This is a genomic window from Thermophilibacter sp. ZX-H3 (genome assembly GCF_052599055.1).
In genome coordinates, this window is record NZ_JBQXES010000010.1 from 48,268 (window position 1) to 66,007 (window position 17,740).

Genomic DNA, 17,740 nt, shown 5'->3' on the forward strand with positions numbered 1-17,740 from the left:
ACGCATGAAATGCGAAGGAGAAGAAAGATGAGCTCCGCCCCCTCCGGAGACCAGACGGCAAGAAGGCCGCGCGGCCGCGTGGCATCCTTCTTCCTTGACGATCACCGCTACGTCCTTCTCGGCACGAGCGCCGTGGCGCTTGTCGGCATGCTGCTCTCGAGCTCCCCGCGCCCGCCGATGAGCTTTCTCGCGCAGGCGTTCACCGTCGAGCTGGTGATGTACTACGTGCTCGCCGCCTGGCTCGTCGTGAGCGCCGTCGCGCTCGTGTTCAAGCTCACGCACTGGAAGAACTACGCGGAGACCTCGCCGTTCGCGCGCCCGGCCGCCCGTCGCGCGCTGCGCTACGCGTCATACGTCATCTGGGCGATGGCGCTCGTGCTCGTCGTCGACCGCCTGGTCATGGGCTTTGCCTCCGCCTGGGCGGTCGCCACCGCCACGCCCGACCGTCCGGCGGACGACTTCCTCCAGAACATCATCTGGATGTTCTGGGTGAGCCGCAGCACTTATGCCACCGGCATCGGCACCACGATCGCGCTCGCCGTCTTTGGCACCGTCATCGCTTTCTTCCTGGCTCTGCTGCTCGTCTTCTGCCGCATCCAGGCGGTCGACCGGCCCGACAACGACTTCGTCCGCTTCTGGAAGGTCGTGGGCGCCGGCTTTGCCAAGGTCTACTCCACCGTGGTGCGCGGCACGCCGATGATGGTCCAGGCGATGATCGTCTACTACGGCATCCTGGGCATCATTCGCGCGACGGGCGACTTCAGCGGGGCGGAGCTCAACCAGATCTGGTCCCCCTTCAACGCGGGCCTGGTGACCGTGTCGCTCAACTCCACCGCCTACATGATGGAGGTCCTGCGCGGCGGCATCGCGGCCGTGGACAAGGGGCAGATGGAGGCCGCGCGCTCGCTCGGCCTCTCCCAGTGGCAGGCGATGCTCAAGGTGGTCTTCCCCCAGGGCATCAAGAACTCCATCCCCGGCCTCTCCAACGAGCTCGTCATCAACATCAAGGACTCGTCGGTCCTCTCGATCATCAGCGTCTTTGACCTGACCTTCGCGGCGCGCACCATCGGAGGAAACTACTACGAGTACTTCCCAGCGTTCCTGATCGCCGCGGCCATCTACCTCGTGCTCACGATGGTGGCAACCTGGCTGCTCGGCCGCTTTGCGCGTCGTTTCAACGTGAAGACCGAGGCCGTGGGCAGCACGTCCGACACGCCCGTGAAGGTGGAGGGGTAAGCAATGAGCGAGAAGAACGTGCGTGCCGCTGGCGCCACCGGAACCGGCTCAGCCGTCAGCGAGCCGATGGTCCGCATCGAGGGCCTGCGCAAGAGCTTCGGCGACCTCGAGGTCCTGCGTGACATCAACCTCGACGTCATGCCCGGCCAGGTAGTCACGATCATCGGCGCCTCCGGCTCCGGCAAGTCGACGCTTCTGCGCTGCATCAACCTGCTCGAGACGCCCGACGCCGGGCATGTCTGGTTCCACGGAGCCGACCTCGCGGCCGAGCACGTGGACGTGAACCGCCTGCGCGAGAAGATCGGCATGGTCTTCCAGGGCTTCAACCTGTTCAACAACATGAACGTGCTCGACAACTGCACCCTCGCGCCCGTGACCCTCAAGAAGATGGACAAGGCCGAGGCGCAGGAGGTCGCGATGCGCCACCTCGAGTCGGTGGGCCTCGCTGACTTTGCGCGTGCGGACGTCAACAACCTCTCCGGCGGCCAGAAGCAGCGCGTCGCCATCGCGCGCGCCCTCTGCATGCAGCCCGACCTCATGCTCTTCGACGAGCCCACCTCGGCGCTCGATCCGGAGATCGTGGGCGAGGTCCTCGAGGTCATGCGTCGCCTCGCCGCCGATGGCATGACGATGGTCGTGGTCACGCACGAGATGGCCTTTGCCAAGAACGTCTCCGACGAGGTCGTCTTCATGGACAAGGGCGTCATTGCCGAGAAGGGCGCGCCCTCTAAGCTCTTCTCGTCTCCCGAGCATCCGCGCACCCGCGAGTTCCTCGCCCGCTACCTCGAGGGGTAGCGTGCAAAAGGGACAGGCACTTTTGCACGCTTCCCAGAGGGCTGAAGGGGTATAACATCTCTCACCAACAAGGTGAGGGGAGGGGCTATGCCCAGATTACCGAGACGTGTCGCAGAATCTGGCTTTTACCACGTAGTTCTCTATGCAAACGGTCGGCAGAACCTCTTTGAGGACGACGCCGACCGTTTGGCGTTTCTTGACATGTTCGTGGCAGCTGCGCGCAAGCATCGCGTCAGCATCCTGGCATGGTGCCTCATGGCAAACCACGTTCACCTGCTGCTCGAAGATCCAGGCGATTGCCTCAGCGAGCTTATGCGCTCCCTTGCCACGCGCTACGCCCAGCGCTTCAACAGGCGAGGGGGTCACGTGGGGCACGTGTTTCAGGGGCGGTTCTACAGCAGCCCCATCGAGGGCGAGTCCTATCTTCTTGAGGCCATGCGCTACATCCACAACAACCCGGCGAAGGCTGGCGTGTGCGCGGCGGAGGACTATCCGTGGAGTAGCTACCATGAGTACGTTGGAGCTCCCGAGTACGCCGACACCGGGCTGCTGCTTGAGATGCTCGGCAGCCGCGAGGCGTTCGTCAGGTTCTCGAGCTCTTCCGAGCGCGTTCGCTACCGTCCGCCAGCGCGGCCAAGGCTCGCTGACGCCGCAGCGGAGGAGGTTGCGCGCGAGGTTTTGGGACCGCTGACGGCATCGGAGCTTAAGAGCAAGGAGAAGGCTCGGCGCAATGCGCTACTCTGTGAGTTGCGGGAGGCGGGGTTGTCCGTGAGGCAGATCGAGAGGCTCACGGGCATTGGCCGCGGCACCATCACGAGGGCAACGACGTAGCGTGCAAAAGTGACTGTCCCTTTTGCACGGAGGAGGTTGGGATGAGGGACGGGTTCGTCAAGGTCGCGGCGGTGACGCCGGGGGTTCGCGTTGCGGACGTGGCCTTCAACGTGGAGGCCTGCGTGGCCGCGGCGCGCGAGGCGGCCGCCCAGGACGGCGCCGCCGTCATCGTGCTGCCTGAGCTCGCGCTCACGGGCTACACCTGCGAGGACCTCTTCTGGCAGGACGCGCTCGTCCGCGCCGCCGACGCCGGTCTCGCCGGCTTTGCCGCGGCTACGGCGGATCTCGACGCCCTTCTGCTCGTGGGCGTGCCCGTGCGCGCCAACGGCAAGCTCTACAACTGCGCGGCGGCCGTCTCGCGCGGCATGGTCCTCGGCGTCGTTCCCAAGACCCACATCCCCACCTACAACGAGTTCTACGAGGGGCGTCACTTCGTCCCCGGCCCGGCAGACCCCGTCACCGTTTCCGTGGGTGGCGAGAAGGACGTGCTCTTTGGCACCAACCTGCTCTTCTCGTGCCTGGAGCTCCCCGAGCTCGTGGTGGCTGCCGAGATTTGCGAGGACCTCTGGGTGGCCGCGCCGCCCTCGATCGCGCACGCCCAGGCCGGTGCCACGCTCATTTGCAACCTCAGCGCCTCCAACGCCGTCGTCGGCAAGGCGGACTACCGCCGCACCCTCGTCACTGGCCAGAGCGCGCGCCTCGTCTGCGGCTACGTCTACGCGAGCGCCGGCACCGGCGAGTCCACGCAGGACCTCGTCTTCTCCGGGCACGACCTCGTGGCCGAGAATGGCCGCCTGCTCGCGGAGGGAAGACCCTTCGGCGACGGTCGCGCGGTCTCCGAGGTGGACGTCCGCTTCCTCGCGGCCGAGCGCACGCGCATGTCCACCTTCGAGTGCGCGGCCGCGGCCGAGGAGTACGGCTACGTGACCGTGCCCTTCTCGCTGGGTGCGGAAGCCGCCTCCCGCGAGACCCCGCTCACGCGCTGGGTGGACCCGCACCCCTTCGTTCCCTCCGACGCCGCCCGCCGCGCCGAGCGCTGCGAGGACGTCTTTGCCATCCAGGCGCACGGGCTTGCCAAGCGCCTCGCGCACACGCATTCGCGCCGCGCGGTGATCGGCCTCTCGGGCGGCCTGGACTCCACGCTCGCCCTGCTCGTGACCGTGCGCGCCTTCGACCTGCTGGGACTTCCGCGCGACGGCGTCATCGCGGTGACCATGCCCGGCTTCGGCACCACGGACCGCACCTACAACAACGCCTGCGAGCTCGCCCGCACCGTGGGTGCCGAGCTGCGCGAGATCGGCATCGCCGCCTCCGTGCGACAGCACTTCTCGGACATCGGGCACGATGAGTCCGTCCACGACGTCACCTACGAGAACGCCCAGGCGCGCGAGCGCACGCAGATCCTCATGGACGTGGCAAACCAGGAGGGCGGCCTTGTCATCGGTACCGGTGACCTCTCCGAGCTGGCGCTCGGCTGGGCCACCTACAACGGCGACCACATGTCCATGTACGCCGTCAACGCGAGCGTGCCCAAGACGCTGGTGCGTCACCTCGTGCGCTACGTGGCCGACACCTGCGGAGACGCCGCCGAGTCCGAGGTTCTTCTCGACGTCTTGGACACGCCGGTCTCGCCGGAGCTCCTGCCTGCCACGGGTGACGGCAAGATCGCGCAGAAGACGGAGGACCTCGTTGGTCCCTACGAGCTGCACGACTTCTTCCTCTACGAGGTCCTGCGCCGCGGGACCAACCCGTCCAAGGTCTACCGCCTCGCCCGCTACGCCCTGGGCGAGAAGTACGACGACGCCACGATCCTCTCCTGGCTCAAGGTCTTCTACCGCCGCTACTTTGCGCAGCAGTTCAAGCGCAGCTGCCTGCCCGACGGCCCCAAGGTGGGCTCGGCGGCCGTGAGCCCGCGCGGCGACCTGCGCATGCCGTCCGACGCCTGCTCCGCGCTCTGGCTCGCCGAGCTCGAGAGCCTGTAGCGCGCGAGGGGACCGTGCAAAGGGGACAGTCACTTTTGCACGCGAACACCGTGCAAAAGTGACTGTCCCCTTTGCACGGCCCCTTTGGGTTATCGCACGGTGAAGACGTACTCGATGTGGTCGTTGCCCGAGAAGCCCTTCTCGTAGGTCGCGCTGATTGCGTAGCGGCGTCCGGGCTCGACCTCAAACGTGAGGACACCGTCCTCAAAGGTCGAGATGACCTCATCTCCCACCGATTCGGCCGTGTCGATAAGCGTTCGCACGCGCCAGAAGAGGGGTGAGTCAGCTATCGAGCCGTCGGCGAGCTCCTCCTCGTCCCAGCTCCGCGCGTACGCCCAGAGCGGCTCCTCGTCAAAGCACACGGCGATGGTTGACCCTGCCGCTGCCGACACCTGGGCCAGCTCGTCGACGTGCCACTTCTGGGGGTCTATCTGGCGCAGCTCCTCGATGCGCCGCTCGCTGCCGTTCATGAAGCTCCAAGTGTAGTTGCCCAGCGTCAGCGCGACGGCATCGTCCTCACCGGATACCAGGGCCTGCGCCCCGGGGACGTCTGCCACGGGGCCGTGCGCGTCATTGCGCGGGAGCGTCACGCATGACACAAAGGTGACGGCAAGGATGACCACGATCGCTGCGACTGCGATGCCGCGAGATGTCTTGGGTTTCATACGCGCCTCGATCTCCGCCAAAAATGCCGTGCAAAGGGGACAGTCACTTTTGCACGCAAATACCGTGCAAAAGTGACTGTCCCCTTTGCACGGCCCCCTTGCGCGCCGGGTCTATCGGACGGTGAAGGCGTAGGTGGCGTGGCCGGCGTCGAAGGTGGCGAAAAAAGCGTAGCGATACCCCGGCTCGACGATGAACGTGCCGCCCTCCACCTCGACCGGCTCACCCTCGACATCAAGCGCGCCCTCGCTCCAGCGTGAGACCACAAGCCCCGTCATCTTCACGTCAAAGCTCACGGTGACCTCGGTGGGGCCGTCGACGCGCGCGTCGGGCAGATCGGCCGCCTCCAGCTGGGTGGGGTGCGGGGCGTCCACGGTCACGGTCTGCTCCTCGCCGTTCTCCTCATAGGTCCAGGTGTAACCGCAGGTCGTGGGCATGAGCGAGACTGCCGCAAGCTCGGTCGTGTACTCGACGGACGCGTACGGCGGCTCGGACGGGTCCTTGGGCTGCCAGATCTGCGCCACCAGCTCGTCGTACTTCTCGGCGTCCGCGGGCGTTCCCTCCTCGATCACCTCAACGTCCGTGATTCCCGGGTACTGAGCGGGGTAGCTCTCCAGCATGATGCCGTTGCCGGTCACGCGCACGATGTTGCCAGCCGCGAGCTCGGGCGCGTCTGATGGCAGGTTGGTGGGGTAGTAGGGGGTCCCGGTCTCCTGGTCCACGAAGAGGACCTCCCCGTCGCCAAACGTGACGACCATCGCGGTGCTCACGAACTCGTCCATTTTGGCCTCCCCGCCTTCGACGGCCTTGACGTCAAAGAGATATCCCGCGTCGCCGCCCTCGAACCAGGCGCCCACGTAGTAGCGCCAGCCGGGCTCGACGCCAAAGGTCGCGGTGCCGTCCTCGAGCGAGCATCCGACGCCCTCGAGGCTCCCGTCTTCGGCGTAGCGCACGACCTCGACCTCGGTCGCGGGCTGCGAGAAGGACGCACGCACCTCGACTGCCCCCGAGACCTCGAGGTCGGGCACGTCGTCATCGTCGAGCTCCGCCGGGGCCACGGGGTCCGCGGCAGTACCGTCCCAGGTGTAGCCGTGAAGCAGAAGCCCCATGTTCACGACGGCGCCCTCGGTCTCGTAGCGCACGGTGCCTGCGGGCGGCTCGCTCTTTGAGCAGCCGACCATCACCGAGGCGCATGCAAGGACGCATGCGCAGACGAGAAGGACGTGGGGGAGGCGGCGTGAAAATCGAGCGGAACGACTCGTCATGGGTCTGCCCTCCGTGGCTCGGTGTCGTAAGGTCATCATACCCATTTGGCCGCTTACGCCGCGTGACCACGCCCTTCTCGCCGTGCGCGCTGACGCCTCAGAAAATCTAAGTGCGAGTTGGAAGATTTTTTTACGCGAGGTGGTATAAGTCCGCGCGGCTGGGTATTATTCTGAACGTTGGACAGGGCGGTGCACGACGTCACCCGCACCGCAGAAGCACGCCCGCTCGGGCGCAAGAAGGAGGTTCCTTACTATGACTCTCAAGCCGCTTGGTGACCGCGTTCTCGTGAAGCCCGCCCCCAAGGAGGAGAAGACCTCTACCGGCCTCTACATCTCCAGCGGCGCGCAGGAGAAGCCGCAGCGCGGGCAGGTCGTCGCCGTGGGCGCCGGCAAGATGAACGACAAGGGCGAGCGCATCGCCATCGACGTCAAAGTCGGCGACGAGGTCTACTACGGCAAGTTCGGCGGCAACGAGGTGAAGATCGACGGCGAGGACTTCCTGCTCCTGCGCGCCGACGACATCTACGCCGTCATCGAGGACTAGAAACCGTGCAAAAGCGTGCAAAAGTGACTGTCACTTTTGCACTTTCGGAAAGGATCAGAAGAAATGGCTAAGGACATTCTTTTCGGCACCGACGCTCGTGCCAAGCTCGCCAAGGGCGTGAACACCCTCGCTGACGCCGTGACCACCACCATGGGTCCCAAGGGCCGCTACGTGGCCCTGCAGCGCTCCTACGGCGCCCCCACCATCACCAACGACGGCGTCTCCGTGGCCAAGGAGATCGAGCTCAAGGACCCCATCGAGAACATGGGCGCGCAGCTCGTGAAGGAGGTCGCCACCAAGACCAACGACGCCGTGGGTGACGGCACCACCACCGCCACGCTCCTCGCCCAGGTCATCGTCAACGAGGGCCTGCGCAACGTGGCCGCCGGCGCCAACCCGATCGCCATCCGCCGCGGCGTCGACAAGGCCGTGAACGCCGTCGTCGACCAGATGCGCAGCACCGCGCAGGAGGTCTCCACCAAGAAGCAGATTGCCTCCGTCGGCACCATCTCCGCCTCCGACCCCGAGATCGGCGCCAAGATCTCTGACGCCATGGAGGTCGTGGGCAAGGACGGCGTCATCACCGTCGAGGAGTCCCAGACCTTCGGCATCGACATCGACACCGTCGAGGGCATGCAGTTCGACAAGGGCTACATCTCCCCGTACTTCTCCACCAACAACGAGACCATGACGGCCGAGCTCGACTCCCCGTACATCCTCATGACCGACCAGAAGGTCTCCAACATCCAGGACATCCTGCCGATCCTCGAGGCCGTCCAGAAGCAGGGCGCGCCGCTGCTCATCATCGCCGAGGACGTCGACGGCGAGGCCCTGGCCACGCTGATCCTCAACAAGCTCCGCGGCGTCCTCAACGTCTGCGCCGTCAAGGCCCCCGGCTACGGCGACCGCCGCAAGCGCATGCTCGAGGACATCGCCATCCTGACCGGCGGCCAGGTCGCCATGAAGGAGCTCGGCGTCCAGCTCACCGACGTCACCGCCGAGATGCTCGGCCGCGCCAAGTCCGTCAAGATCTCCAAGGACGACACCACCATCGTCGGCGGCGCCGGCTCCAAGGAGGCCATCGACGAGCGCATCGCCCAGATCAAGGCCGAGTACGACGTAACCACCTCCGACTTCGACAAGGAGAAGCTCCAGGAGCGTCTCGCCAAGCTCGCCGGCGGCGTTGCCGTCATCAAGGTCGGCGCTGCCACCGAGGTCGAGCTCAAGGAGATCAAGCACCGCATCGAGGACGCCCTGCAGGCGACCCGCGCGGCCGTTGAGGAGGGCATCGTCGCCGGCGGCGGCGTGGCGTTCCTCGAGGCCTCCAAGGTCCTCGATACCGTCGAGACCGTCGACTCCGACGAGAAGATCGGCGTGGAGATCGTCCGCAAGGCCCTCGAGGCGCCCGTGAAGACCATCGCCAACAACGCTGGCTTCGAGGGCTCCGTCGTGGCCGAGAAGATCAAGGGCCTGCCCGCTGGCCAGGGCCTCGACTCCGCCACCGGCGAGTACGGCGACATGATCGAGATGGGCGTGCTCGACCCGGTCAAGGTCTGCCGCGTCACGCTGCAGAACGCCGCCTCCGTGGCGTCGCTCATCCTCATCACCGAGGCCACCGTCTCCGACGAGCCCAAGAACACCACCATTGAGGAGGCCATCTCCGCGGCGGCTGCCCAGGGCGGCCAGGGCGGAATGTACTAGGCTCAAGGCCTAACACGCGCTTGACGGCGCCCCGACCTTCCTTCGAGAAGTGCGCTTCGCGGAACTTCTCTACGGAAGGTCGGGGCGCCTTCTCGTTTTCAGACCTTGAAGGTCCTCGACCCCTAGGGCGTTTGGTTGTGAGGCGGGCGGTAATTGTTGTCCGGTCGGTGAGGTAGTCTCTTCGCACGGGGATGCCGGGAGCGAGGGGGCGCTATGGACGAGCTGCTGTGCAACGATGCGGGGTATGCGGAGGTTCTGGAGGGGGTCAAGCGGGAGGTCTCGCAGGCCCGCGCGCGGTCGGTGCTTGCGGTAAACCGCGAGCTCATCTGCATGTACTGGCGTATCGGGCGCATGGTTGACGAGCGCTCCGAGTGGGGCAGCCGCTTCGTCGAGTCATTGTCGCACGACATTCGGGTGGCGTATCCCGGCATCAAGGGCTTCTCGGTCCGCAACCTCAAGTACATGCGGAAGTTCTATCGAGAGTATGACTATGAATTTGTGCAGCAGCTTGTTGCACAAATTCCGTGGGGACACATTACACACCTACTCGATAAGGTGCCTGATAGGGCAATTCGCGACTGGTATGTCCATAAGACGATTGAGCATGGCTGGAGCAGGGCGGTGCTCATGCACCAGATTTCAATCAGGCTGTACGAGCGGCAGGTGTCTGCGGGGAAGACAGCCAATTTCAATCGGACGCTGCCGCCTGCGGAGAGCGAGCTCGTCGAGCAGGCCTTCAAGGACCCCTACATCTTCGACTTTGTAACGGCGGAGCAGAGCGCGGCCGAGAAGGACGTCGAGGACGAGATGGTCCGCAACGTGACGAGCCTCCTACTCGAGCTGGGGACCGGCTTCGGCTTTATGGGGCGGCGCTATCCCCGCTTGCAGACGAAGGACATGAGGGGCGTGCCCACAAGGTCCGCCACGAGGGGGCACTTGGTCATGAGGAGGAAGAAGACGTCCTCGCGCCCGCAGCCGTCGACGAGCACCTCGAAGTTGCCCATGCCCTTGCTGATGACGAGGTCCGCGTCAAAGAACGCCCGCCTAAACTCCTCCGTGCTGGCAGAGAGTACGGTCGTGGGGGTTGCCACGCCGCTGGAGAGCACCCGGGCGACGTCCGCCATTCCCACCTGCTCGGCATCGTCGAGCGTGACGTCGTTGATGGCAGGGCCGCCGCGCACGCCGTAGGTCACCTGGACGCTGGGATTCTCGCGCAGGATCTGCTCGATTAGGAGCTTGTCTAGGACAATCTCGCCGCAGTTGTCGGCAAGGTACATGATGGAACGGGCGCGGCGCACCGCGTCGAGAAGAACCTCGGAGTCGTCAATCGCAAACGCGATCTCGGGGACGCGGTCAATCAGCGACGTCACGTCCTCGCGCGTGAAGGTGTTCTTGCCTCCAAAGTCGACGAGGTTCCCGGCCACGGCGTAGCGCAGCGCAAGCTGGAAGGGCCCGTCGGCGGCCAGGATCCGATCGGAGCAGTCCTTCTCGCGGTCCAGCAGCAGCTGGTTGTACTCGCGCTTGATGTCATGATAGGGGTCGTCGGTCCCCAGAAGCGGCGTCACGCGGGAGAGGAGCTCGCCCATGCGGTCCGGGCGGATGCGCCCGCCGCCCGATCCCGCGAGGACCTCGTCCTTGATGGCGAGCATTCGCTCGAGTGTGGCGTCGTCGAGCTCGCAGAGCACGGCAAGCTCGCGCATCTGCTTCTCGTAGCACTCCCGGCAGTCAGACGTCTTGGTGGCGGATGCGCACATGTTCCCTCCCGTCGCCGCTTCTGCCTAGACGATAGCACGCCGGCGCAACCAGCGGTTGTCCTTGCTGGTAAACGGGTAGAATCGTAAGTCGATGGATGGTTGGTGGAACTCAACCGAGGGGGATGGCACAGTGGGAGCCGCACGCAGGAACCCGAGGAAAGGACCGACCATGGACGAGAAGGACGAGACGCTGGGACGTCGCATCGCGCGGCTGCGCCTGGAGTATGGCATGACGCAGGAGCGCCTTGCCATGAAGATGGGCGTGACGGCGCAGGCGGTGAGCAAGTGGGAGAACGACCTCAGCGCGCCCGACATCATGCTGCTGCCGGAGCTCGCGCGCACGCTCGGCGTGAGCGTGGACGAGCTGCTGGAGGGTCGCAAGAGCCAGGAGGTCGTGCCGGCGGAGCCCGAGCCCGCGCCGGAGCCGGAGCCCGAGCCGTCGTGCTCAGACGAGTCCAGGCCCAAGAAACTCCACATCCACGTGGACAGCGGCGACGGCGACGTGGTGAACATCAACGTCCCCCTGGGCATGGCGAGCGCCGTGCTCGGCGCCAGCTCCAAGATTCCCGGCGTCGTCAACCTGAACCTCAACGATGCCGACATCGACACGACGCTCATCGCGGAGGCCATCAAGCATGGCGAGAAGGGCACGCTCGTCGAGGTCGACGGCGATGATGGCGACCACGTGACCATCTCGCTGGAGTAGTGCGTCCGGACCTGGGGAGGGATGGCGTTGAACGAGAGGCGCATCACGGGTATCGCACGCCTTGACGAGGCAATCGCACGCATCGCCGGCGCGGCGGTTGCCGATGGCCTCTGCGAGGCGGTTCTCCTCAAGGGCTCGATTGCTCGCGGGGACGCGGATGAGTTCTCCGACATAGACCTCTACCTCGTCGTCTCTCCCCAGAACCGTGACGCCGTGCTGGAGCGGCGCGAGAAGTACCTTGCCGCGTACGGCGACATCGTCTTCATCGAGGACGTCGACTTTGGCCTCCCGCAGAAGCTCGCGATCTTCTCCGACGCCCTTCACGTGGACCTCTACGTGGCCGAGCCCCAGCAGGTCGGCAACCTCGACCCCGTCGTTGCGGTGTATGACCCGGCGGGCCTCTTCGGTGATGTGACGCCCATGCGCGCGGACGTGACGGACGAGGAGCTCTGCCGGCACTTCTCGTCTGCGATCTATTGCCTCGTTGAGGCGAGCTCCGCGTATGCGCGCAAAAACGACGCCTGGGCCGCAAAGATCATGAGCGATGCGGTAGGGGAGCTCTCCGTGCTGGTCCGCAGCCTCTACGACCGGCGCTATGCGTTTCTCGGCCTCAAGAAGATCAACGAGCTGATTCCGGCAGAGGACTGCCAGCTCCTCGAGGACGTCTACGCCTGCCTTGGGCGCGGCGACTTCCCAGGGGCTGCTCAGGCCATCCTCAACGTCCTCGACGCGTTTCTCGCCAACGCGGGCGACGGCCTTGCCGCAAAGCTGGACGCCCGCTTTCTCTCATGGACGAAGGGGAGTCTGGGTACCCTACTCTTTGCTGAGCGCGACAACGTGGTGATCGCAGAGGCGCCCATCACGAGCCCGCGCACGTACGAGGAGTTCTGCGCCGAATTCGAGACGCCGATTGCGGTAGCCTACGCCGAGGTCGACGACACGGCGCCGCGCATCCCCTGGTGGCCCGATCATGAGATCGTGCCTGGCACCAAGTCGCCCGAGGAGTTGCGCGTCTGGCTCGAGGAGCGCCTCGACGTCGAGCGCGAGCCCCTGGAGGAGGTCTCGCAGACCCGCCTTTGGGCCATGCGCTACAACATCGAGGCTAATCTCGGCATCGATGGCTCTGACCTGGACTTCATTGCCTATCGCATCTTGGACACGGAGCGTAATGCGCCCTACCTTGAGGAAGGGAAATGCGTTCGTGTTGGAATCTTCGAGCCGCGCATCCTCATCGAGCTCACGACCGGCTACCTCGAGACCACGAGCAACCGTCTCTTTGACGAGTACGTCGTCGAGCGTGGCGTCAGCGAGAGGGATCTCAGCGAGAAGACCGCGAGCCTCCAGAATTACCTCTTCCACCTTCGCAACCTCGAGGACCTCGGCTGGGAGTAGTCCTGGCCCATCCGCCCGCTATCGTCCTTCCAACCGTTGCAGCCGACACTTATGAGTGCCGGCAAGGAGTGCCGGCCTAGTTGACGGATTATGCCCAGGAGTGTCGGCCTCTTCTCGGCTTCTATCGAGAAGTGCCGGCTCGCATCGCCGATCGCGTCGCGAATTGTGGTGTAAGGGAGGTCTGATATAGGCACGGCCTCCGACCTAGAATCTCTTTCGACCAAGAGAAGGATTCGAGGGGACGGAGACCGCAATGGACACTGTACAGCAAGACGCGTTCGCAATGAAGGAGCTGCTCGACGAGGGCGGCGAGGGTCTGACCGGCCTCGCCCGCGCCCTCCTCGAGGCCGGCGTCAACGAGATGATGGCCGCCCAGGCCGACGCCGCCTGCGAGGCGACCGGCACGACGAGGAACGGCTTCCGCGAGAGGCGGCTCGAGACGCAGGTCGGGACCATCACGCTCAGGATACCGAAGCTGCGCCAGGGCACCTACTTCCCGGAGGGCCTGGTCGAGCGGTGGAGCCGGGTCGACCGCGCCGTGATCTGCGCGGTGGCCGAGATGTACGCGCTCGGCGTCTCGACGCGCAAGGTCGGCAGGGTCCTCGAGAGGATGGGCGCCGACCGGCTCTCCAAGGACGCCGTCTCTCGCATCTGCGCGGCGCTCGACGCCGAGGTGGCGGAGCTCAGGTCGCGCAAGCTGCCGCCCATGCGCTTCCCGTACCTGTGGGTGGACGCCACCTACGTCCCCTGCCGCAGGGGCGGCCACGGCGCCACGGCGGCCGTGGCCGCCGCCATCGCCGTCGGCGAGGACGGCGTGCGCCGCGTCGTGGGGCTCGCCTGCGTCGACACCGAGAGCTGCTCCAGCTGGAAGGGGTTCCTGCGCGGCCTGCGCGAGCGGGGCCTCTCCGGCGTGCAGTGCGTGACCTCCGACGCCCACGGCGGCATCGTCCGCGCGGTGCGGGAGCTCTTCCCGGGCGCCGCCTGGCAGAGGCGCGTGGTGCACCTCGAGCGCGACGTCATCGACGCGTGCCCGACGCGCGCGAAGAGGGCGGCCGCCGGGAGGGTGCTCCACGCGGTCTCCGACGAGGGCGACCCGGCGAGGGTCCGGGCCCTCTACCAGGCGGCCTGCGGCGTCATCTCGTCGCTGTCGCCGGACGCGGGGAGGATCATGGAGGGCGCCGAGGCGGACGCCCTGGCCTACCTCGACTTCCCCGAGGCCCATCGCCGCCGCATCAGGACCAACAACGTGCAGGAGCGCACGAACAGGGAGATCAAGCGCCGCACGCGGGTGGTCCAGAGCTTCCCCTCGGAGGAGGCGCTGATCCGCCTGGTGGGCGCGGTCTGCTGCGAGGCCACCGAGGACTGGTCCAGCAGGAGGTACATGGACCCGTCCGCGATCGAGGGTCTCTGGGAGGGGGAGGCGGCGCCGGCGCCCGACCCCACGGACGAGCAGCTGGGGAGGGCGAGGGCGAGGCTCGTGGCGCTCTCCGGACTTGACGAGGGGGCGCTAGCGGCGTAGGTTCAGCTCATCAGAGATTTCCGGGCGGAGGACCCTACACCACTTTTCGCGACACTACCGCATCGCCCGGTTTGCCGACACATATAAGTGCCGGCAAGGAGTGCCGTCCCAAAATGCGGTACGCGCCCTTCGGCGGCCCAAGACGAGAAGAACCTCGGTCTCGGCAGCAAAGGCCCCGCCGATTTCCTAAGCAGGAGTTCCGCGAAGCGCACTCCTGCGTGGAAATCGGCGGGGCCGTCAGTTACGACCAGAGGTTCTTCCCGCTACCCGACGAGCGTCCTCGTGATGCTTGCCGCGGCCGTCTTGCCGGCGCCCATGGCCAGGATGACCGTGGCCGCGCCGGTGACGATGTCGCCGCCGGCCCAGATACGCGGGTCGGAGGTGCGGCCGTCCTCGTCGGCGATGATGTAGCCCCACTTGTTGAGCTTGATGTCGCCGATCATCTTGGCGAACGGGTTGGCGTTGGTGCCGATGGCGGAGATGGCCACGTCACAGGGAATCTCCTCGATGGCGCCCTCGATGGGCACGGGGCGACGGCGCCCGGAGGCGTCGGGCTCGCCGAGCTCCATCTTCTGGACGCGCACCGCGCAGACGGCGCCGTCCTCGCCCTTCACGAACTCAAGCGGCGCGACGAGCGGCATGACCTCGACGCCCTCGGCCTTGGCGTGATGGAGCTCCGCGCGACGGGCGGGCATCTCGGCCTCGGTGCGGCGATAGGCGATGATCGCGCGCTCGGCGCCCAGGCGCTTGGCGGTGCGCACCGCGTCCATGGCGACGTTGCCGCCGCCAAAGACCACGACGTTCTTGCCGTGCTTGGTCGGCGTGTCGTACTCGGGGAACTTGTTCGCCTTCATGAGGTTCACGCGCGTGAGGTACTCGTTGGCGAAGAAGACGTTGGGGAGGTTCTCGCCGGGCACGTTGAGGAACTTGGGCAGGCCCGCGCCCGTGGCGATGTAGATGGCGTCAAAGCCCTCGGCGAAGAGCTCCTCGGCGTCGGTGATGCGGCCGACGACGGAGTTGTACTCAAACTTGACGCCCATCTCCTCCAGGCCGTCGATCTCGCGCTTGACGACGGCCTTGGGCAGACGGAACTCGGGGATGCCGTAGACGAGCACGCCGCCGCCGGTGAAGAAGGCCTCGAAGACGGTGACGTCAAAGCCGTTGCGGGCGAGCTCGCCGGCGCAGGTGATGCCGGACGGGCCGGAGCCCACGACGGCGACCTTCTTGCCGTTCTTGGGGGCCATCTTGGGCTTGGAGGCAAGCTCGGGCTGGTCACCGAGGAAGCGCTCCAGCTGGCCGATGGCCACCGGGTCGCCCTTCTTGCCGCGGATGCACTTGCCCTCGCACTGGTTCTCCTGCGGGCAGACGCGGCCGCAGATGGCGGGGAGCATCGAGTCCTCGCGGATGATGTCCAGCGCCTCGCCGAACTTCTCCTCGCGGATCTTCTCGATGAACTTGGGGATGTTGATGTTGACGGGGCAGCCGTCAACGCAGAACGGCTTCTTGCAGTCCATGCAGCGCTCGGCCTCGGCCAGCGCCATCTCCTTCGTGAAGCCCTTGTCGACGGGGCGGAAGTCGCACGCGCGCTCGGCTGCCGGCTCCTCGTTGTCCGGCGTGCGCGGGGACTTCATGTCCGGAACAAAGCGACCGTTTACCTGTGGCATGCGCAGTTCGCCTCCTCGTAGGCCTTGAGGGACTGGCCCTCCTCGGTGAGATACGCGGCCTGACGCGCGCGCAGGTCGTTCCAGTCGACCTTGGTGGCGTCAAAGTCGGGGCCGTCGACGCAGGCGAACTTCGTCTGGCCGTCGACCTCGACGCGGCAGCAGCCGCACATGCCGGTGCCGTCGACCATGATCGGGTTGAGCGACGCGGTGATCGGCGTGTTGTACTTCTCGGCCGTGAGGGCGGAGAACTTCATCATCGGCACGGGGCCGACGCAGAAGACCTGGGAGACGGCCTTCTCCTGGAGCAGGCGCTCGAGCGGCGCGGTGACCACGCCCTTCTCGCCATAGGAGCCGTCGTCGGTGGTGATGTGGATGTGGTCGTCCGGAAGGATCTCGCGGAACTGGTCCTCGAGGAGCAGGAGGTCCTTGGTGCGGGCGCCCATGATGGCGTGGACCTCGTGGCCGGTCTCCACCAGGTGGCGGGCAACCGGGAAGGCGATGGCGAGTCCGACGCCGCCGCCGATGACCGCGCAGGGACCGTCAGCCATCTCGGTGGGCATGCCCAGCGGACCGGTGACGTCCTTGATGGAGTCGCCAGCCTCGTAGCTCGAGAGCATCTCGGTGGTCTTGCCGATCACCATGAAGATGAACTCGACCCAGCCCTCCTCGGCGTTCCAGCCCGCAAGCGTGAACGGGACGCGCTCGCCCGTCTCGTTGGCGCGCACCATCAGGAACTGGCCGGCGTGTGCGTGCTTGGCCATCCTGGGCGCCTCGATGCGGAACTTGAACACCTTCTCAGAGAACTGCGTCTTTTCGAGGATCTTGTACATTAACCGAACTCCTCTCCTGCATTCCCTCTTGTGTTGAGGCCTCGGTCGAGGCCATTCCAACATTCTCAATTGTACCCCAGCGAGGGCGCATTGCCCGCTAGCGGGAAAGAAGTCCGGTAGGCGGCGAGGCGGAGGGGCGGTGAGACAGAGGGGACGCGAGACAAAGGGGCGGTGAGACAAATGAACCTGTCCCCTCTGTCTCGCCGCCCTACAGGCTCTGCTCCACGAGGTCCGCCGCGCGCTCGACGGTGAGCTCGAAGTCCTCGAGGAAGGAGCCCTTGAGCTCGCGCAGCACGTAGTCGGCGACCTGCATGCGTCCGGGCGGCCGTCCGATGCCAAACTGCACGCGGGCAAAATCGCGGCTGCCGAGCTTGTCGGCGATGGAGCGCAGACCGTTGTGCGCGTTGAGGCCGCCGCCCAGCTTGAGCTTGACCTCGCCCGCGGGCAGGTCCACCTCGTCGTGGACCACGAGGATCTCCTCGGGGCGCACCCGGTGGGCGCGCGCCAGCTTGGAGAGGGGTCCGCCCGAGGTGTTCATGTAGCTCATCGGCTTGGCGAGAAGAACCTCGCGCTTCTCGCCGTCCTTGTCGGTTGCCGTGATCGAGGCGACCTGCGCGCCGGCCTCGGACTTCCAGTAGCGCACCCCACGTCGCGCGGCGATGGCGTCAATGGTGGCAAAGCCGGCGTTGTGTCGGGTGCGGGCGTACTCGGCGTCGGGGTTGCCGAGGCCGCAGACAATCTTGATGGTGCCCGGCCTCGCGGCTGGTTTCTGTGCGGGCATGGCGCTCCTTCACGGACGCGGGGCCGCCTGAAGACGACCCCGCATGTGTTTCAGGTTTTCCGAAAACCTGTCCCATT

Annotated in this window: 15 protein-coding genes and 1 pseudogene; 10 read left to right on the top strand and 6 right to left on the bottom strand. The window is 66.1% G+C overall.

Annotated features, from left to right (window positions below; translation table 11 throughout):
• Positions 1–27 precede the first annotated feature (27 nt).
• The 4 genes from ACULPM_RS05665 to ACULPM_RS05680 all read left to right on the top strand — a co-directional run bounded on the left by ACULPM_RS05665 (position 28) and on the right by ACULPM_RS05680 (position 4,844).
• Positions 28–1,236, top strand: coding sequence for an amino acid ABC transporter permease (locus tag ACULPM_RS05665; protein ID WP_445331507.1), 1,209 nt, complete (start codon positions 28–30; stop codon positions 1,234–1,236).
• Positions 1,237–1,302: 66 nt separating this feature from the next.
• Positions 1,303–2,031: an amino acid ABC transporter ATP-binding protein gene (locus ACULPM_RS05670; RefSeq protein ID WP_445331531.1), complete on the top strand. Its 729-nt coding sequence runs from the start codon at positions 1,303–1,305 to the stop codon at positions 2,029–2,031.
• An 87-nt stretch (positions 2,032–2,118) separates the two neighbouring features.
• A complete protein-coding gene (locus tag ACULPM_RS05675; RefSeq protein WP_445331506.1) occupies positions 2,119–2,862 on the top strand; it encodes an REP-associated tyrosine transposase in 744 nt (247 codons plus the stop codon).
• 41 nt (positions 2,863–2,903) lie between these two features.
• Positions 2,904–4,844: an NAD(+) synthase gene (locus ACULPM_RS05680; protein WP_445331505.1), complete on the top strand. Its 1,941-nt coding sequence runs from the start codon at positions 2,904–2,906 to the stop codon at positions 4,842–4,844.
• Positions 4,845–4,933: 89 nt separating this feature from the next.
• Here ACULPM_RS05680 and ACULPM_RS05685 read toward each other — a convergent pair whose 3' ends face one another.
• Positions 4,934–5,509, bottom strand: coding sequence for a hypothetical protein (locus tag ACULPM_RS05685; protein WP_445331504.1), 576 nt, complete (start codon positions 5,507–5,509; stop codon positions 4,934–4,936).
• Positions 5,510–5,620: 111 nt separating this feature from the next.
• On the bottom strand, positions 5,621–6,772 hold the full coding sequence (locus tag ACULPM_RS05690; RefSeq protein ID WP_445331503.1) for a hypothetical protein: 1,152 nt from the start codon (positions 6,770–6,772) through the stop codon (positions 5,621–5,623).
• Between the two features lie 253 nt (positions 6,773–7,025).
• Here ACULPM_RS05690 and groES point away from each other — a divergent pair, with 253 nt between their 5' ends.
• The 3 genes and pseudogenes from groES to ACULPM_RS05705 all read left to right on the top strand — a co-directional run.
• Entirely contained in the window at positions 7,026–7,316 is a 291-nt protein-coding gene (gene groES / locus ACULPM_RS05695; protein ID WP_075278909.1) for a co-chaperone GroES, read from the top strand.
• Positions 7,317–7,379: 63 nt separating this feature from the next.
• On the top strand, positions 7,380–9,017 hold the full coding sequence (groL, locus tag ACULPM_RS05700) for a chaperonin GroEL (protein ID WP_075278908.1): 1,638 nt from the start codon (positions 7,380–7,382) through the stop codon (positions 9,015–9,017).
• Positions 9,018–9,230: 213 nt separating this feature from the next.
• Positions 9,231–9,848: pseudogene (locus ACULPM_RS05705) on the top strand (DUF1016 N-terminal domain-containing protein); the annotation flags it as partial.
• A 41-nt stretch (positions 9,849–9,889) separates the two neighbouring features.
• Here the strand turns inward: ACULPM_RS05705 and ACULPM_RS05710 are convergent.
• A complete protein-coding gene (locus ACULPM_RS05710) occupies positions 9,890–10,771 on the bottom strand; it encodes a damage-control phosphatase ARMT1 family protein (RefSeq protein ID WP_286163459.1) in 882 nt (293 codons plus the stop codon).
• 169 nt (positions 10,772–10,940) lie between these two features.
• Between ACULPM_RS05710 and ACULPM_RS05715 the strand changes: the two genes are divergently transcribed.
• The 3 genes from ACULPM_RS05715 to ACULPM_RS05725 all read left to right on the top strand — a co-directional run bounded on the left by ACULPM_RS05715 (position 10,941) and on the right by ACULPM_RS05725 (position 14,388).
• The gene (locus ACULPM_RS05715) at positions 10,941–11,477 is read left to right on the top strand and encodes a helix-turn-helix domain-containing protein (protein ID WP_167931184.1); all 537 of its coding nucleotides are present in this window, start codon (positions 10,941–10,943) and stop codon (positions 11,475–11,477) included.
• 27 nt (positions 11,478–11,504) lie between these two features.
• Positions 11,505–12,869 carry a nucleotidyltransferase domain-containing protein gene (locus tag ACULPM_RS05720; RefSeq protein WP_445331502.1) on the top strand — a complete coding sequence of 455 codons (1,365 nt, stop codon included), beginning with the start codon at positions 11,505–11,507 and terminating at the stop codon, positions 12,867–12,869.
• A 253-nt stretch (positions 12,870–13,122) separates the two neighbouring features.
• Complete coding sequence (locus ACULPM_RS05725; RefSeq protein ID WP_445331501.1) at positions 13,123–14,388, top strand: IS256 family transposase; 1,266 nt, start codon at positions 13,123–13,125, stop codon at positions 14,386–14,388.
• A 263-nt stretch (positions 14,389–14,651) separates the two neighbouring features.
• Here the strand turns inward: ACULPM_RS05725 and gltA are convergent, their stop codons facing one another.
• From gltA to pth, 3 genes are all read right to left on the bottom strand, one after another.
• Complete coding sequence (gene gltA, locus ACULPM_RS05730) at positions 14,652–16,052, bottom strand: NADPH-dependent glutamate synthase (protein ID WP_167931181.1); 1,401 nt, start codon at positions 16,050–16,052, stop codon at positions 14,652–14,654.
• A complete protein-coding gene (locus tag ACULPM_RS05735; RefSeq protein WP_167931180.1) occupies positions 16,040–16,882 on the bottom strand; it encodes a sulfide/dihydroorotate dehydrogenase-like FAD/NAD-binding protein in 843 nt (280 codons plus the stop codon). The genes gltA and ACULPM_RS05735 overlap by 13 nt, the downstream gene beginning before the upstream one ends.
• 208 nt (positions 16,883–17,090) lie before the next feature.
• Entirely contained in the window at positions 17,091–17,663 is a 573-nt protein-coding gene (pth, locus tag ACULPM_RS05740; protein ID WP_445331500.1) for an aminoacyl-tRNA hydrolase, read from the bottom strand.
• Positions 17,664–17,740: the final 77 nt, after the last annotated feature.

What these genes read in the sequence shown, in the direction of transcription:
- ACULPM_RS05665 (WP_445331507.1), top strand. Translation starts at nt 28, where the DNA reads ATGAGCTCCGCCCCCTCCGGAGACCAGACGGCAAGAAGGCCGCGCGGC.
- ACULPM_RS05670 (WP_445331531.1), top strand. Translation starts at nt 1,303, where the DNA reads ATGGTCCGCATCGAGGGCCTGCGCAAGAGCTTCGGCGACCTCGAGGTC.
- ACULPM_RS05675 (WP_445331506.1), top strand. Translation starts at nt 2,119, where the DNA reads ATGCCCAGATTACCGAGACGTGTCGCAGAATCTGGCTTTTACCACGTA.
- ACULPM_RS05680 (WP_445331505.1), top strand. Translation starts at nt 2,904, where the DNA reads ATGAGGGACGGGTTCGTCAAGGTCGCGGCGGTGACGCCGGGGGTTCGC.
- ACULPM_RS05685 (WP_445331504.1), bottom strand. Translation starts at nt 5,509, where the DNA reads ATGAAACCCAAGACATCTCGCGGCATCGCAGTCGCAGCGATCGTGGTC.
- ACULPM_RS05690 (WP_445331503.1), bottom strand. Translation starts at nt 6,772, where the DNA reads ATGACGAGTCGTTCCGCTCGATTTTCACGCCGCCTCCCCCACGTCCTT.
- groES (WP_075278909.1), top strand. Translation starts at nt 7,026, where the DNA reads ATGACTCTCAAGCCGCTTGGTGACCGCGTTCTCGTGAAGCCCGCCCCC.
- groL (WP_075278908.1), top strand. Translation starts at nt 7,380, where the DNA reads ATGGCTAAGGACATTCTTTTCGGCACCGACGCTCGTGCCAAGCTCGCC.
- ACULPM_RS05710 (WP_286163459.1), bottom strand. Translation starts at nt 10,771, where the DNA reads ATGTGCGCATCCGCCACCAAGACGTCTGACTGCCGGGAGTGCTACGAG.
- ACULPM_RS05715 (WP_167931184.1), top strand. Translation starts at nt 10,941, where the DNA reads ATGGACGAGAAGGACGAGACGCTGGGACGTCGCATCGCGCGGCTGCGC.
- ACULPM_RS05725 (WP_445331501.1), top strand. Translation starts at nt 13,123, where the DNA reads ATGGACACTGTACAGCAAGACGCGTTCGCAATGAAGGAGCTGCTCGAC.
- gltA (WP_167931181.1), bottom strand. Translation starts at nt 16,052, where the DNA reads ATGCCACAGGTAAACGGTCGCTTTGTTCCGGACATGAAGTCCCCGCGC.
- ACULPM_RS05735 (WP_167931180.1), bottom strand. Translation starts at nt 16,882, where the DNA reads ATGTACAAGATCCTCGAAAAGACGCAGTTCTCTGAGAAGGTGTTCAAG.
- pth (WP_445331500.1), bottom strand. Translation starts at nt 17,663, where the DNA reads ATGCCCGCACAGAAACCAGCCGCGAGGCCGGGCACCATCAAGATTGTC.